Source organism: Advenella sp. FME57, assembly GCF_014897675.1.
Taxonomy (GTDB): domain Bacteria; phylum Pseudomonadota; class Gammaproteobacteria; order Burkholderiales; family Burkholderiaceae_B; genus Advenella.
In genome coordinates this window covers 55,811-72,553 of sequence record NZ_JABUXU010000001.1, presented here as the reverse complement: position 1 = coordinate 72,553, position 16,743 = coordinate 55,811, and the positions used below count along the sequence as shown (strand labels likewise).

Below are 16,743 nucleotides of genomic sequence, written 5' to 3'. Positions count from 1 at the left end.
AGTCCGTGTTTATTTATCGTCGGCCTTGCCGGTCGGTACAGCCTTGCGCTTAGGCGCCAGAACCATGACCATCTGACGGCCTTCCAGCTTGGGCATGGCTTCAACCTGCACCAGCTCTGCCATATCGTCACGAACCCGTTCAAGAACACGCATACCCAGTTCCTGGTGAGCCATTTCACGGCCACGGAACCGCAGGGTAACCTTGGCCTTGTCACCGTCTTCAATAAAGCGCTTCAGGTTGCGCAGCTTGACCTGATAGTCGCCTTCATCGGTCGCCGGGCGGAATTTGACTTCCTTGACCTGAATAATTTTCTGCTTGGCCTTGGCTTCCTGCTGTCGCTTTTGTTCCTGATACTTGAACTTGCCGTAATCCATGATGCGGCATACGGGCGGTTCTGCGTTTGGCGCGATTTCAACTAAATCGATGCCTTCCTGCTCAGCCAGACGCAAGGCTTCTGCTGTTTTGACAATACCCAGTTGTTCGCCGTCTACGCCGATCAGTCGGACTTCCGGAATACGGATTTCGGCGTTGATACGATTGGTTTTTTCGGTTGCGATGTTAAGATCTCCTGAAATTAATAAACTACGCCGAAACGTCCTGACGTGTTGCAACGTCATGACGTAGGCGTTCTATAAATGCTTCTACAGACATGGTTCCCAGGTCCAGATTGCCGCGGGCACGAACTGCGACAGCACCGCTGTCCCGTTCTTTTTCGCCAACAACCAGAATGTAAGGAACCTTCTGCATACTGTTTTCCCTGATTTTACGGGTGATTTTTTCCCCGCGCAAATCAGATGAAGCGCGAAAACCGTGTTTTTTCAACTCTGTGACCACCTGGGTGGCGTAATCGGAGAACGATTCGGATATGGTGCAAACCACAACCTGCTCGGGGGCCAGCCAGGGTGGCATGGCACCGGCATGGTTCTCGATGAGCATACCAATGAAGCGTTCGAGTGAGCCCAGAATCGCACGATGCAACATGACCGGGGTCTTGCGCTGATCGTGGGCATCGACATATTCCGCGCCAAGCCGCACAGGCATTGAGAAGTCTACCTGGATCGTGCCGCATTGCCAGTGGCGGCCGATCGCGTCCTTAAGCGTATATTCGACTTTGGGACCGTAAAATGCGCCCTCTCCCGGTGAGATTTCAAACTCGCATCCAGAGCTGCGCAGGCTCTCCATCAAGGCATGCTCGGCCTTATCCCAAACTGCATCCTCGCCGATACGTTTTTCGGGTCGGGTAGCCACTTTGTACAGGACTTCGGTAAAGCCGAAATCCTTGTAGACTTTCTGCAATAGTGTTGTGAATTGGGCACACTCTGCCAGCAATTGGTCTTCCGTACAGAAAATATGTCCATCATCCTGCGTGAAACCACGCACCCGCATCATGCCGTGCAATGAACCGGAGGGCTCATTACGATGGCATTGACCGAACTCACCATAGCGAATAGGCAATTCCCTATAGGAATGCAACGCGGCATTATAAATTTGCACATGTCCGGGGCAGTTCATGGGCTTGAGCCCATAAACACGGCTCTCGGACTCGGTGGTGAACATGTTCTCTTTGTAATTGTCCCAATGTCCGGTTTTTTTCCACAGACTCAGATCGAGAATTTGCGGCGCCTTCACTTCCTGGTAGCCGTTATCGCGGTATACGTCGCGCATGTATTGCTCAACCTGTTGCCAGATCTGCCAGCCCTTGGGATGCCAGAAAATCAGCCCCGGCGCTTCATCCTGGAAATGAAACAGGTCCAGTTCACGGCCCAGCCTGCGGTGGTCGCGTTTTTCGGCTTCCTCGAGCATCGTCAAATAAGCGACCTGCTCTTCCTTGGTGGCCCAGGCCGTACCATAGACGCGCTGCAGCATTTCGTTCTTGCTGTCGCCACGCCAGTAGGCACCTGCCACTTTCATTAGCTTGAACACCTTGAGCTTGCCAGTAGAAGGCACGTGCGGACCACGACACAGGTCGATGAAATCGCCTTCCCGATACAGGGATATTTTCTGATCCTGCGGAATGGAAGCGATGATCTCGGCTTTATAGGCTTCGCCCTGCCCCTTGAAAAATGCCACGGCATCATCGCGCGACCATTCTTCACGAACTACTTTTTCGTCCTTTCGGGCCAGCTCAGCCATCTTTTTCTCGATCAATTCAAGATCTTCGGGCGTGAACGGGCGTTTGTAGGCAAAGTCGTAATAAAAACCATTGTCGATAACAGGGCCAATGGTGACTTGAGCATCGGGAAACAGGGATTTGACCGCATAGGCCAGCAGGTGAGCGGTGGAATGACGAATAATATCCACACCGTCAGGGTCTTTCGCAGTCACAATGGCTAGATCGGCGTCCCTGTCAATGACAAATGACGTATCCACCAGTTGCGGCTGGCTCCCATTGATTGCTACCTTACCAGCCAGCGCCGCCTTACCCAGGCTGGGCGCGATGGTCGTCGCAATCTCCCCCACCTGGACAGGTTGGGAAAACTCACGCTTGGAACCATCGGGTAAAGTAATTTGAAACATGCTGTTGCCTTGAATTGAATAAAAAAACGCGACTTCACAAGTCGCGTTCGCTGTTCTTTTGAAAAATACGTTTGGCAAGAATCACGAGCGCGCTGGTAGACCGATACACGTATCGGTAGTGGTCAGGCTCTGGGTTCGTGAAGCTTCGGACATCATCAAAACAGTCTCACCATTTCGTAAAATACCCCGTGATTTTACACCAGCCCCGGGCCCATAGCCAATAAATGGCTGCAATTTGTAAAAAATCAAGAGGTGCATGTCAGCAAAAAAGCACAGTAATCCCCCGATTGGCGTGCCCATTAACCTGCCGATTGTCGCGGGTTGTCCTAAAAAGACCTGTTGCAGTATATTAATGCTCATTATTTTTAGCCCGGGCTATGCTAGGCTTATGACCAAAATTTCACTACACGGAGCTAATATGCCTCAATTACGCCTATTGCGCAACGCGCTGGCTTTGCTTGCCCTCACGCTGCTCACCGCCTGCGCCGCGATGGGCGGCAATGACCGCAGCGGACTGCAAATAAGCCAGGATCCGCGCGGCGTCGCCATCGCCTCAAAAGACAGCAACCTGTTCTTGCCCGGCTCGGCCACCCTGCAACCGGACTCGGGGCCTTTTTTTGACCGGGTCAACCAGTTGCTGCGCGACCATCCGGAACGCAAAGCCCTGGTAGACAGCGTATCGGATAATACCGGCTCGGCTGAATACAACCAGGAACTGCAGGAAGTACGTGCCCTGTCCATCATGAAGGCCCTGACCAGCCGCGGTGTTGATCGCTCGCGTCTGGCCTATGTTACGGGATCCTCGGCTACATCAACACCCGGCACCATGCAACCGGTCGATACAGCAGCCCAGCAGTCAAAGATCATCATTCTTGGGGCCAGCACGGCAGACATGAACGTCAATACCATAGAACAGTTCTTCGACGGGATTTCCAATTTGGGTAAAAGCCTGTTCAATTGATTCGCACCTGTGCCAGCCAAGATATACTTATACTGTAGCCGCAAGCTGACGGTCGCCAAATTGGACCGGCAGGCATCCTGCCCGGCCTGAAACTGATAACGCCAAACTTATGTCAAAGTCTTTTATCTACAATCTGATCCTGACCATTGTCGCGATCGTCGTGTTCATCTTCATTGGTGCCTCCGTATACGATGCATTCACGCGCAATCCGGTCAATCGCACTGCAGATGATGGCGGCGCCAGCAGTGTGAGCGGCCAGATTGAAGCAGCAACGCCCGAAGCGACCCAGCCTGCGCAATCCACAGCGGCCAGCGATGCCCCGCCCATAGAGCAGCAGCAGGCAGAGGCTGCCTACGACCTGACCAATGAACCAGCCAGCAACAATGCTGCGCAGGGTAGCGCAAATTCAGCCCGCGCTTCTGGCAGTGAACCCGCCACAACCGGCACACCGCAGGAGGCTGCACCCGCTCCAACACCAACACCAACACCAACACCAACACCTGCGCCAGCCAGCCCAAGGCCCGAGACGAGCACCAATGCGGCACGCAGCAGTACAAATCAGCAGAATGCGCCAGCCAGTTCGCCCAGCCCTGCCAGCCCAGCCAAACCGGCAACACGCAGCAATCCGGATCTGCGAGCAGTCATTCCGCCGGTGCCCACAGCACCGCCACGGGCAGAAGGCGTGCCGCCGCCAAATACAACAAGTCAGGATATGTACAACGCCACGAATTCGGGCCTGGACAATGGCAATGTTTCCGATAGCTTCCCTGCCCCGGTATCGAACTTTCCTGCGCCGGTGGCCCCTGGGGCCACTGACAACGCACCTGGCGTCAACAACGACGAACAGCGGCGTCTGCAGGAGCTGCGTAACCAGAAACAGCAGTTACGCAGAGATCTCGGTTTCTGATTGCCTATCGGGCGCCTGCCAGGCGTCACGGCTGCCTGGCGATTGATCTCGACAATCGCAGATCCTGCCCGCTCCGCCCACACTGTAAACAGCAAAAAACAAACCCCGATGTAAGTAATTACACCGGGGTTTTTGTCTTGTGACGCCGTTCCTGAGCTGATATGCCAACTCAGCCAGGTAACGGTGTTATCAGTGCTTCACTGATTTGACATTATCTACTGGTGGCTTGGCTGCAGAAACCGCAGCCTCCTCTGCCAGTTTGGCAATTTCCGCCTCGGACAATGGCGTGAGCGGCCTCTCTAGTGCTACTTCCAGTACGCGGTCAATCCATTTTACAGGAATGATTTCCAGATGGTTTTTCACGTTATCCGGAATCTCTGTGAGATCCTTGACGTTCTCTTCAGGGATCAGCACGGTTTTGATGCCACCGCGATGAGCTGCAAGCAGCTTTTCCTTCAGCCCACCAATGGCCAGCACCTCGCCCCGCAGGGTAATTTCACCCGTCATGGCGACATCAGCCCTTACCGGAATACCCGATAGCGCCGACACCAATGCAGTTGTAATGGCGATACCGGCAGACGGGCCATCCTTGGGCGTTGCGCCTTCAGGAACATGGATGTGAATATCCTTTTTCTCAAAGACACTATCGGCAAAACCCAATGCATGCGCCCGTGAGCGTACCACCGTGCGCGCTGCCTGCATGGACTCTTTCATCACATCACCCAGCAGCCCGGTGTGCTGGATATTACCTTTACCGGAGACCACAGCGACTTCAATGGTGAGCAGATCGCCACCGACTTCGGTCCAGGCCAGCCCAGTTACCTGGCCGATCTGGTTGTCTTTTTCGGCCATGCCGAAAGAATACTTGCGTACCCCCAGATAATGGCTCAGGTTGTCGGCCGTCACATGAATGGCCTGCGCAGCTGCCGCTTTGCCCTTGGCTGTCGGTTTGGCGGCAGTCACGGCACTGCTCAGCAGCTCCTTGATAACTTTACGGCAAATTTTGCTTACTTCGCGTTCCAGCGCCCGCACCCCAGCTTCACGTGTGTAATAGCGCACGATATCGCGCAGCGCCGATTCTTCGACAACCAGCTCGCCATCTCGCACACCGTTGTTTTTCATCAGCTTGGGCAGCAAGTGGTCCATGGCAATATGCACTTTTTCGTCTTCGGTGTAACCCGATAGGCGAATGACCTCCATCCTGTCAAGCAACGCTGGCGGGATATTCAGCGTATTGCTGGTGGCCACGAACATGACATCTGACAAATCGTAGTCAACTTCGACGTAGTGATCCTGGAAGGTATGGTTTTGCTCGGGATCAAGCACCTCGAGCAATGCCGAGGCAGGATCGCCGCGAAAATCCATGCCCAGCTTGTCAATTTCGTCAAGCAGGAACAAGGGGTTGCGTACGCCCACACGATTCATATTCTGCAGAATCTTGCCCGGCAGCGCGCCAATATAGGTACGTCGGTGACCACGAATCTCGGCCTCATCACGCACGCCGCCCAGCGCCATGCGCGTGAATTTGCGATTAGTTGCCCGTGCAATGGATTGCCCCAGCGAGGTTTTACCTACCCCTGGAGGCCCGACCAGACACAGGATAGGCGCTTTGACCTTATCGACGCGCTGTTGCACCGCCAAATATTCAAGAATGCGTTCCTTGACCTTTTCCAGACCATAATGGTCGTTGTCCAGTACTTTCTGTGCATTGATCAACGAATTGTTGATCCGACTTTTTTTCTTCCACGGCAGACCGATGACCGTATCGATATAGTTGCGCACAACGGTTGCCTCTGCAGACATAGGCGACATCAGCTTGAGTTTTTTAAGCTCGCTATCAACTTTCTTGCGGGCTTCCTTGGGCAATTGTGCAGCTTCGATTTTCTTTTCGAGCTCTTCAATATCTGCGCCCTCTTCGCCTTCGCCAAGTTCTTTCTGAATCGCCTTGACCTGCTCGTTCAAATAGTAATCGCGCTGGCTTTTCTCCATCTGCTTTTTGACACGCCCGCGAATGCGTTTCTCAACCTGGAGAATATCGATTTCGGTTTCAATTTGGGCCAGCAACGCCTCAAGGCGGCCAGATGCGTCCAGTTCCTCGAGCAGCTTCTGTTTCTGTTCGAGCTTGAGCGGCAAATGGGAAGAAATAGTATCAGCAAGACGGCTGACCTCTTCAATGCCATTGAGGGAACTGAGTATTTCAGGCGGGATTTTCTTGTTCAGTTTGACGTACTGGTCGAACTGGGCAATGATGGTGCGACGCAGTGCCTCTATCTCAGAATTGCGCGTGTCACTCTGCTCGATGGGCAGAATCTGGGCTGAGAAATGCGACTCGGTTTCGATAATATTTTCTACGCGTGCGCGCTGCTGTCCCTCGACCAGCACTTTGACAGTGCCGTCGGGCAGTTTGAGCATTTGTAAAATTGACGCCACACATCCGATGTCGTACATATCATCGGGGCCGGGCTCGTCCTTGCTGGCCGATTTTTGCGCAACAAGCATAATCTGCTTGTCATTTTCCATCGCCAGCTCCAGCGCACGAATGGACCGGTGCCTCCCGACAAATAGCGGAATGACCATATGTGGAAACACGACCACGTCGCGAAGGGGCAACAGTGGCAATTGTGTTGATTCTGCCGGCAAAATCTGACTCGCTGACATAAGCTGATTCCTTGAAAAACGTTGTACTTCTACAGTAATTATGCTGTAGATGGAGCCTCTGGGGGCAATTTCAAGGTCGCCTGGATTAAATACCGGCGGTTTTTATGCAGGTCGCGCTGTGATTGTTGCGCAGGGAATCGATCCCCCTGCTTGCATCCTGGCGCGACCTGTCCAGGCTAACCTGACCCCGTCAGGCAGCAGCATCTTTGAGCTTTTTCTCTTTATTCTCCGAAGCTGTGTTTTCTTTGTCTTCAGCGAAAACCAGCATGGGAGATCCGGATCCTTCAATGGCAGATTCGTCCAGCACTACTTTCACTACATTGCTCTGGGATGGCAGGTCAAACATGGTATCCATGAGCGATGCCTCTAGAATGGAACGAAGCCCGCGCGCACCGGTTTTGCGTTGCAGTGCCCGGTAGGCAATGGCTAACAATGCGGCAGGACGCACTTCGAGCTCCACTTCTTCCATGGCAAACAGCTTCTGGTATTGCTTGATCAGCGCGTTCTTCGGTTCAGTCAGAATCGTAACAAGTGCAGCTTCATCCAGCTCTTCCAATGTGGCGACAACCGGCAAGCGTCCCACCAGCTCTGGAATCAGGCCAAACTTGATGATATCTTCAGGCTCGACTTCGGAAAAGACCTCACCGATGCCCTTGGCAGATTTACCCTGCACTGACGCGCCAAAGCCGATACCGGATTTTTCAGTACGATTACGAATGACCTTATCCAGGCCATCAAACGCACCACCGACAATGAACAGGATATTGGTGGTATCAACCTGTACGAAATCCTGGTTCGGGTGTTTGCGCCCGCCTTGCGGTGGCACCGAAGCAACCGTTCCTTCGATCAGCTTGAGCAGAGCCTGCTGCACGCCTTCTCCTGATACATCCCGCGTAATGGACGGGTTATCGGACTTGCGTGAAATTTTGTCGATTTCGTCAATGTAAACAATAGCGCGCTGTGCCTTGTCGACATCATAATTACAATTTTGCAGCAGCTTTTGCACGATATTTTCAACGTCTTCGCCAACATAACCGGCTTCGGTCAATGTCGTGGCATCTGCCATGACGAACGGGACGTCCAGCATGCGGGCCAGTGTCTGTGCAAGCAGCGTCTTGCCCGATCCGGTAGGCCCGATCAGCAAGATATTGCTTTTGGCAAGTTCGATATCATCTTTCTTGTTCAGGTCGCTGTGGCGTATGCGCTTGTAGTGGTTGTATACCGCTACTGCCAGATTGCGCTTGGGCTGATCCTGACCAATGACGTACTGGTCGAGAAACGACTTGATTTCGGCAGGCGAAGGCAACTCTGTCTTGATGGCCTCACGAGCTTCGTCCTGGGCACTGTCATGAATGATTTCGTTGCACAGCTCGATACACTCATCACAAATGAATATATTCCCAGGGCCCGAGATCAGCTTCTTGACCTCGTTCTGGTGCTTGTTGCAGAACGAGCAATGCAGGTTTTTGCCGTCGGTAGAACTTGGTTTATCTGCCATATCTGTAATTTGATTAATCTGATAAAAAGCAGGTCGACCTTCGTTAAAAGGTCGACCTGCACGAAACCTTTGAAAACAGTATATCAAATACTATGCAACGTCTGCCCGCGTAGCCAGAACTTTGTCAATTAATCCGTAAGTCTGGGCGTCTTCGGCCGCCATATAATTATCGCGTTCGGTATGCTCGCGGATGCGATCAATAGGCTGGCCGGTGTTCTTTGCAAGAATCTGATTGAGTCGCTCGCGCAAACTCAGAATTTCCTTGGCCTGAATTTCAATGTCGGAAGCCTGGCCTTGCGCGCCACCCAGCGGCTGGTGAATCATGATACGTGAATTGGGCAGGCTGAAGCGTTTGCCCTTGGCGCCCGAACTGAGCAGGAAGGCGCCCATGCTGGCAGCGAACCCGGTACACATCGTTGACACATCGGGTTTGATGAACTGCATGGTGTCGTAAATGCCCAGACCGGCATATACCGCACCGCCTGGTGAATTAATATACAGGGAAATGTCCTTGTCCGGATTTTCCGACTCAAGGAACAGCATCTGCGCAACGATAAGATTGGCTGTCTGGTCGTTTACCTGGCCGACCAGAAAGACAACCCGCTCCTTGAGCAGGCGCGAATATATGTCGTAAGACCGCTCTCCGCGCCCGGATTGTTCAATAACCATTGGAATATAGCCCAGCGCCGAGGGGCGCACAGACTCGTCTCCGTGGACAGACGCGTAAAAGTCGGTAAAACGATTCATTATACAGTTCCCATTAATTCTTCAAACGGCACTTTTTCTTCAGTAACCTTGGCTTTTGATAAGATATGGTCAACAACGTTATCTTCAAGGACTACGGATTCAATTTCTGCACGACGCTCACGGTCGGTCAGATAATACGTGACCACCTGTTCGGGTTTTTCGTAGTTCTGTGCGAACTCTTCAATACGCGTACGAACCTGCTCAGGCGTGACCTGCAGTTTGGCGCTGTCGACCAATTCGGCCACGATCAGACCCAGTCGAACACGGCGCTCGGAGTCGGACTTAAACGCATCGGCAGGAATATCCATCGTGTCGGCGTTGGGCATACCACGTTGCTTGAGATCTTCACGGGCGGCCACAATGCGACTTTGCACATCATTGTCAACCAATGATTTGGGCACATCGAAGCTGGCAGATTTTGCCAACGCATCCATGACGCTGTTTTTGGTGCGGGCCTGGGTGCGGTTTTTGACTTCGCGCTCAATGTTGCTGCGCACTTCAGACAGCAGTTTCTCGGTATCGCCTTCCGGCTGACCCAGCGATTTGGCAAATTCGCTATCGACTTCCGGCAGTACCGGTACGGCCACTTCCTTTACAGTGATCGTGAACTCGGCTGTCTTGCCGGCAACTTCCTTACCAGGATAGTCTTCTGGAAAAGTAAGTGAGAATGCTTTGCTTTCACCGGCTTTCAAGCCGCTTGCAGCCTCTTCGAACTCGGGCAGCATACGGCCCTGGCCCAATTGGAACGGGAAGTCTTCCGCCTTGCCGCCCTCGAACTCTACGCCGTCGATCTTGCCGACGAAATCAACCGTTACACGGTCGTCTTTTTCGGCAGCGCGTTCGGCGTCGGCGCTGAACGTGGCACGCTGCTTGCGCAGAATGTCGATGGTATTGTTCACTTCCTGCTCGCCAACCTCTGCATTAAAGCGCGTAACTTCGAGCGCATCCAGATCAGGAACAGACACTTCCGGATAAACTTCAAATTTTGCAGCAAAGCTTAACTGACCATCTGTAGCGTTTTCTTCCGTGGGCTCAATGGAAGGTGCACCGGCAACACGCAGTTTGGCTTCACGAATGGCTTCGTCAAACAACTGACCAACTTTCTGATTGATCACGTCGTAACGAACGCCAGGGCCGTGACTGCGCTCAATGACGGAAACGGGTGCTTTCCCGGGACGAAAACCCTGCACTTTGGCGGTGCGGGCAACGCGGGAAAGTTGGGTTTTGACTTCTTTTTCAACGTCGTCAATGGAAATTACCAGATTAACCTTACGTTCCAGACCTTCTAGAGTTTCAACCGTTGGCTGCATTCGTGGACCTTACTTATGAAATAATTTAAGAATAACCTCGTATTCTACCCAAAAATCGAAAAAAACATGCTTCGCGGCCGGCGTTTGAAAAAATTATGGGCACCATGAGCCCCACTTTTTGGTATATTTTTATTTTATCCGATTACCCGTTTGCCCGAATGCAAAACTAAACTGGTGTAATTTAGTAAGCTTTAGTAAGACGAGCGCGACTGCGCCATCTGCATTTGGTCTGTTATTTCAGTATATCGAAGGAGTTTACGATGTCCGACCCTATTCATGAGCCTGACAATGACCGTCATGGCACCCATCCGTCCGAGCCTTCGCAGGCCGCCCCTGACGACACTCCTGCCGGCAAATCGCCTGGCAAATCATTGTTCAGTAATGGCGGCTTTGTCATCGGCCTGATTATTTTCGGGCTTTTCACCGCGCTGATTACCTGGTCTGTCAGTTTTTCGGCTATGTTTTTTGGCGCTATCGGCTCGATGCTGTCTGTCGCCACCTGCGTTCTGGACCACGAACATATTCGCTTTTCCCGCGCCGAGCGCAATTGCAAGCTCGACGATGAAAACTGGGCCTATCTGGTCATCCGTGCTGTATTCGGCATGATCTTTGGTACCGCAGCCTATGTTTTTGCCTTCCAGAGCGTGCTAAGCGATACATCCTGGGCATCAGTGGCAACGATTGCCGCATTTTCCGGTTTTGTGTTCGATTACTTGCTCTTCAAACTCGGCAAATCCCGGAAATAATCCGCCAGGCCACCGCCTGTGCTCAGCAACTGAGACTCAGCCACACAGCCATGGCGGCACAAAAAAGGTTCACGGTTTATCCCGTGAACCTTTTTTCATGTGTGTTTGATTTTGATTCAACACAAAGGCGGGGACACGCAGCCTGAAGGCTGGCGCCCCTGCATCTTCCGACCCAGCATTGCGCGCCTCTGCTTTACTTACCTGCCGCTGCCGCCTGATCCCGGCCGCGCAACCGTCCGCCAGAGGGCACCGATTGGGCGCCCAGCACCACGCCATTGATTGTACGGCCGTACAGGTTGTCATCCGCTGAGTGGAACCGCTCGCGCGTTTCCTGCACGTTGCCGGTAAACCGCGGATCCTGTGGTCGCTCGTGCGAATTCATGAAATAGGCCACATCCCACGCCTGCTGATCGGTCAGGGTATTGTCTTTTCCCAGCGGCATATTGGCTTTTATGAACGCAGCCGCATTGGGCATCTGATGCATTCCCGCTCCCCAGTTGAACGAGTCGTCGCCCCACAAGGCAGGAAACACGGTCACGCCTGCCGTCTTGCGCCCTTGCCCGTTGGCGCCATGGCAAACAGCGCACTGCGCTGCGTACACCGCTTTGCCGCGATCAAGATCCATTGGCTGCGCAGGCGCAGGCAGGCGCTTATAGCCCTGCCCTGCAAGCTTGACCCCGGTTGGGGCTTTGCTGGCAAGCCAGTACATATAGGATGAGAGGGCGACAATCGCCTCGGAATCGGCCGCTGGCGCCTTGCCATTCATGCTGTACTGAAAACAGCCCTGCAGTCTTTCGGCCAGCGTATTGACATGGCCGTTTTTCTTGCGATACGCAGGATATAGGACATAAGCGCCCCACATGGGTGCCGAGTCGGCGCGTCGCCCCGCATCAATATGGCAATTGACGCAATTGAGCGAATTGCCCGTGTACTGCGGCAACAAACGGGAAGTATGTAAAAAATAGTCCTGCCCTTTTCTGACAACCTCGCCGAACTCGTTATCAGGTATTGCATCGGCCGCCGGTGGCGAAAATCCCGTGGTATCGGCCGAGATGGCTGCATTGGCTTGCCTTGGAGCAGCGGCTGTCGTTGCATGACCGTCTGCAGGCTGGCCAGAATCCGCGGGCGCTGCCACGGAACCAACAGGCATGATCAGGCAAATAACTGTTGTCATGGCCACAAAATGCGTCGTGCGAAGGAATAAAAGACGGTTCATTATTGCCCCCCTGCTTGTGCTGTCGTCGCGCTGGCAGCAGCAGCGCCAATATCGTTTCCGAAATAGGCACTGACGCCGTCGATCTCCTCATCTGTCAGTTTGCGTGCCAGATGCGCCATCAGACCATGCGCGTCATCGGCGCGCGTACCCGTTTTCCAGGCCAGCAATTGGTTTTTGATGTACATGGCAGACTGGCCCGCCAAAGCAGGGAACGTGGGCGCAACACCGACGCCGCCCGGACCATGGCACTGTACACAGGCCGGCAGCCCGCGCGACCAGTCACCGCGCTGCGCCAGCCAGGCGCCCATCTTGCCTTTGGGATAGCTGTCCTGCAGTTGCACCGCGTGGGCCGGATCGATTACCGGCTTGAGGGACGCATACCAGACAGCAACGGCCTTTTTTTGCTCGGCGCTCAAGGCCTTGGCAATCGGCTCCATCACAGCCTGCTTGCGCTTGCCTTGGGCAAAATCCACAAGCTGGGCTTCAAGGTACACGGCCGGCAAACCGGCAAGAAAGGGAAACCCTGCAGCTGCCATGCCCTCGCCATTTGCGCCATGGCAGGCCATACAGGGCGCCTGGCCGGTAATGCCGTTGGCTGCAATACTTTTACCCTGCGCGATATCACCGGCAGACGCAATTTCTGTGGGCAGCCAAAGTACGCTACAAGCGCTCACGATTGCTGCAGCGGATATTCCGCTACGCTTTTTTCGATTTCTGTTCATCTTCTACTCCTAACCATAATGCTACTGAATTCATATATCTATTACTTATTAGTATATATTTTTTAGTAATTTTATAGAATCGACTGGTCGGGGTAAAGCAGGCATGTCCAGGTATCACAAATTCACACGGACCATCACGGCGCATTGACGCACCGACATCATGCATCGACGACCGCCTTTGGTATCGAACGCACCAATATCGAATCAACACAAGCCAATTCAAATCACCATTCATGAATGGTAACGCCTTGCGCACCTTTTTATTCCCGTTGATGCTCCCTCGATGTGCTGTCCCACTGCTCCCTTAATGCGTCTCCCTGCCGGGGCGCGCAAGCGGGTAAGGCTAGCTCCCGCTTGAGTTGCTCGACCCACCGCAGCAACGAGATCTGTTTGCTGGCACGACTATTGCTTTAGCTCTATCGCTACTCACACATGCAATTTGCCTTTACTCATCCCGGAGCTGATAAATGAAACGTCGCAATGTTCTTAAAACCATGGTGTGCAGTCTTGCACTTGCATTTGGCTCTGGCGCGCTCAGCAGCAGTTGGGCCCAGGGTCAGATTGATCCATCCAAACCGCCGATCAAGATCGGCATACTGCATTCGCTGTCCGGCACGATGGCTATTTCCGAAACTGTGCTGAAAAATGTCGCGCTAATGCAAATCGACGCGATCAACAAGGAAGGCGGCATTCTTGGTCGCAAGGTAGAGGCCGTCATCGTGGACCCCGCTTCCAACTGGCCGCTGTTCGCAGAAAAAGCGCGTGAATTGCTCAGCCAGGAAAAAGTAGCAGCGGTTTTCGGTTGCTGGACATCGGTCTCGCGCAAGTCGGTGCTGCCGGTCTTTGAAGAACTGAACGGCCTGCTGTTCTACCCGGTTCAGTATGAAGGCGAAGAAATGTCGCGCAATATTTTCTATACCGGCGCGGCGCCTAACCAACAGGCCATTCCTGCCGTTGAATATTTGATGAGCGAAGAAGGCGGCGGCTACAAGCGATTTTTCCTGCTCGGGACAGACTACGTCTATCCGCGCACCACCAATAAAATTCTGCGCGGTTTCCTGCATAGCAAGGGCGTTGCCGATAGTGACATACAGGAAGTCTACACTCCCTTCGGTCACAGCGATTACCAGACCATCGTGAACGATATCAAACGTTTTGCTGCGGGCGGAAAAGCCGCGGTCATCTCCACCATCAATGGCGACTCCAATGTGCCGTTCTATAAGGAACTCGGTAACGCCGGCGTCAAGGCAATAGATACGCCCGTCATCGCGTTCTCCGTGGGCGAAGAGGAGCTGCGCGGCATCGACACCAAGCCGTTGGTTGGTCATTTGGCAGCGTGGAATTACTTTATGTCCGTGGACAATCCAGCCAATTCGGCCTTCAAAAAACAATGGGCGGATTACGCCGCTGCGCAAAAGCTGCCTGGCGCAGAAAAACCGCTGACCAACGACCCCATGGAAGCGACCGTTGTCGGGTTGCAAATGTGGAAAGCTGCCGTTGAAAAAGCGGGCAAGACTGACGTGGATGCCGTTCGCGCGGCCATGATCGGTCAGAAAGTGTCAGCGCCGGACGGCTTCGAAGTTCAAATGGGCAGCAACCATCATTTATACAAACCTGTCATGGTCGGTGAAATCCGTCCTGACGGGCAATTCGACATTGTCTGGCAAACAGAAAAACCCGTGCGCGCCCAGCCATGGAGCCCGTTCATTGCCGGCAATGAAAAAAAACCCGATGAAGTGAAATAAATGCGAACAATGACCCGGCCCGGCGGGCCGGTCATGCAACCGACAGCAAAAAATGGAAAGATCCGCATGAAACGCACCCCTTGCCTCGTTAAGGATTGGATTGGAAAACTGGCCATGATTGTCGGCGTTCTGCTTATGTCTGTAACGCCAGCCCATGCGAGCACGCTGACACCGGCCGATCTGAACGTGCTTGTTTCCGGCAGCTATGGGGAGCGCAAAGAGGCCATAGAAAAACTGGTGAACGCCGATCCTGCGGTCGCCCGTCCGCTACTGCAAAGCTTATCGCAAGGCACTGTGTTGGGCCTGCCCGATGGACGGCTCCTGATCAAGTCCGATCAAGGCTACACAGACCCCTTAACCGGTGAAAGCATCGCGCCTCCAACGGCGCCGACCCGTCAACCGATACTGAACAATGCGCTGCGCCGACTGATCCAGAATGCGCTGGCCTCGATGAGTCTGTTCTCCCAGGACAAGACAATCCGCCGAATGGCCATTGAAAATATGCTGAGTCGCCCGGACAGTCTGTCGGCACAGCAGCTGGACCAGGCACTCAAGGCAGAAACCGATCCTGCGCTGAAACAAAAGCTCGATATCCTGCATGCCTTTGCGGCGGCAGCCGATCACAGCACAGCGCCCGAGCAGCGACTGCAGGCCGTGCAATCGCTGGCCTCAGTCAACCTGCCTCATGCGCGCACCGTATTGAACAACATTATTTCCGAAGAAAATAATCCCCAGAGTGCAATCGCTGTTGCTGCCTCCGAATCGCTTTCACATATTGATGCGCGGCAACGCAATTCGGCCCTTGCCAATAACGCCTTCACCGGTCTGAGCCTGGGCAGTGTGCTGGTGCTGGCTGCACTGGGCCTGGCGGTGATTTATGGCCTGATCGGCGTGATCAATATGGCGCATGGCGAATTTCTCATGTTGGGCGCCTACGCCACCTATCTGACGCAGCGCGCCTTTCAGACCTGGATGCCCGAGTGGTTCGACTACTACCTGCTTGCGGCGCTACCCGTGGCATTTCTAACAGCGGCTGCCGTGGGTATCCTGATCGAATGGTTGATTATTCGTCACCTGTACGGTCGCCCCCTGGAAAGCCTGCTGGCCACTTTTGGCGTAAGCCTGCTGATGATGCAGACGGTACGCCTGATCTTTGGCGCGCAGAATGTGGACGTGGCCAATCCAATCTGGATGAGCGGCTCTTTTGCACCGCTTGCTGCGTGGTTACCGGCTTTCGCGGTTCCCTACAACCGGCTCATTATTCTCGCTTTTTCTATTGCAGTTGTCATTAGCCTGCATCTGGTCCTGAACCGTACCCGCCTGGGGCTTTTCATCCGTGCTTGTACCCAGAATCGCACAATGGCAGCCTGCGTAGGCATCCGGACCCGCAAGGTAGATGCTTACGCCTTTGCGCTGGGAACCGGCATTGCCGGCCTTGGCGGGGTCGCACTGTCGCAAATCGGCAATGTCGGCCCCGATCTGGGCCAAGCATATTTGATCGATTCATTTATGGCCGTGGTGCTCGGCGGCGTCGGCCAGCTTATCGGTACCGTGCTTGGCGCTTTCGGCCTGGGCGTCCTGAGCAAGCTTGGCGAGCCGGTGCTGGGAGCGGTATTGGTGAAGATTGTCATCCTGCTGCTGATCGTTGCCTTTATTCAAAAACGTCCCCAGGGCCTGTTTGCCCAGAAAGGCCGCAGCGCGGCGGAGGCTTAACG

13 protein-coding genes are annotated in these 16,743 nt (G+C 53.8%); 5 read left to right on the top strand and 8 right to left on the bottom strand.

The window, feature by feature from the left end; translation table 11 throughout:
- Positions 1–9 precede the first annotated feature (9 nt).
- Entirely contained in the window at positions 10–618 is a 609-nt protein-coding gene (gene infC / locus INT32_RS00290; protein ID WP_226816357.1) for a translation initiation factor IF-3, read from the bottom strand.
- Positions 584–2,518 carry a threonine--tRNA ligase gene (gene thrS / locus INT32_RS00285; RefSeq protein ID WP_193086748.1) on the bottom strand — a complete coding sequence of 645 codons (1,935 nt, stop codon included), beginning with the start codon at positions 2,516–2,518 and terminating at the stop codon, positions 584–586. Before thrS ends, infC begins: the two co-directional genes overlap by 35 nt.
- 418 nt (positions 2,519–2,936) lie before the next feature.
- Between thrS and INT32_RS00280 the strand changes: the two genes are divergently transcribed.
- Positions 2,937–3,479: an OmpA family protein gene (locus INT32_RS00280; RefSeq protein WP_193086747.1), complete on the top strand. Its 543-nt coding sequence runs from the start codon at positions 2,937–2,939 to the stop codon at positions 3,477–3,479.
- Between the two features lie 109 nt (positions 3,480–3,588).
- Positions 3,589–4,386 (top strand): hypothetical protein, encoded by a 798-nt coding sequence (locus tag INT32_RS22290; protein WP_193086746.1) that lies wholly within the window; start codon positions 3,589–3,591, stop codon positions 4,384–4,386.
- Positions 4,387–4,575: 189 nt separating this feature from the next.
- On the opposite strand, the gene lon is transcribed toward INT32_RS22290, so the two are convergent.
- From lon to tig, 4 genes are all read right to left on the bottom strand, one after another.
- Positions 4,576–7,044, bottom strand: a complete 2,469-nt coding sequence (gene lon, locus INT32_RS00270) for an endopeptidase La (protein ID WP_193086745.1) — start codon at positions 7,042–7,044, stop codon at positions 4,576–4,578.
- Positions 7,045–7,234: 190 nt separating this feature from the next.
- Positions 7,235–8,542: an ATP-dependent Clp protease ATP-binding subunit ClpX gene (gene clpX / locus INT32_RS00265; protein WP_193086744.1), complete on the bottom strand. Its 1,308-nt coding sequence runs from the start codon at positions 8,540–8,542 to the stop codon at positions 7,235–7,237.
- A 90-nt stretch (positions 8,543–8,632) separates the two neighbouring features.
- Positions 8,633–9,289, bottom strand: coding sequence for an ATP-dependent Clp endopeptidase proteolytic subunit ClpP (gene clpP / locus INT32_RS00260; RefSeq protein ID WP_193086743.1), 657 nt, complete (start codon positions 9,287–9,289; stop codon positions 8,633–8,635).
- Positions 9,289–10,599 (bottom strand): trigger factor, encoded by a 1,311-nt coding sequence (gene tig / locus INT32_RS00255; RefSeq protein ID WP_193086742.1) that lies wholly within the window; start codon positions 10,597–10,599, stop codon positions 9,289–9,291. Before tig ends, clpP begins: the two co-directional genes overlap by 1 nt.
- Positions 10,600–10,859: 260 nt before the next feature.
- Here tig and INT32_RS00250 point away from each other — a divergent pair, with 260 nt between their 5' ends.
- Positions 10,860–11,345 (top strand): hypothetical protein, encoded by a 486-nt coding sequence (locus INT32_RS00250; protein ID WP_193086741.1) that lies wholly within the window; start codon positions 10,860–10,862, stop codon positions 11,343–11,345.
- Positions 11,346–11,538: 193 nt separating this feature from the next.
- On the opposite strand, the gene INT32_RS00245 is transcribed toward INT32_RS00250, so the two are convergent.
- Positions 11,539–12,495, bottom strand: coding sequence for a c-type cytochrome (locus INT32_RS00245; protein WP_370540157.1), 957 nt, complete (start codon positions 12,493–12,495; stop codon positions 11,539–11,541).
- Positions 12,496–12,560: 65 nt separating this feature from the next.
- A complete protein-coding gene (locus INT32_RS00240) occupies positions 12,561–13,283 on the bottom strand; it encodes a c-type cytochrome (RefSeq protein ID WP_193086740.1) in 723 nt (240 codons plus the stop codon).
- Between the two features lie 467 nt (positions 13,284–13,750).
- Here INT32_RS00240 and urtA point away from each other — a divergent pair, with 467 nt between their 5' ends.
- Positions 13,751–15,028, top strand: coding sequence for an urea ABC transporter substrate-binding protein (gene urtA / locus INT32_RS00235; RefSeq protein WP_193086739.1), 1,278 nt, complete (start codon positions 13,751–13,753; stop codon positions 15,026–15,028).
- Positions 15,029–15,094: 66 nt separating this feature from the next.
- Positions 15,095–16,741: an urea ABC transporter permease subunit UrtB gene (gene urtB, locus INT32_RS00230; RefSeq protein WP_193086738.1), complete on the top strand. Its 1,647-nt coding sequence runs from the start codon at positions 15,095–15,097 to the stop codon at positions 16,739–16,741.
- Positions 16,742–16,743: the final 2 nt, after the last annotated feature.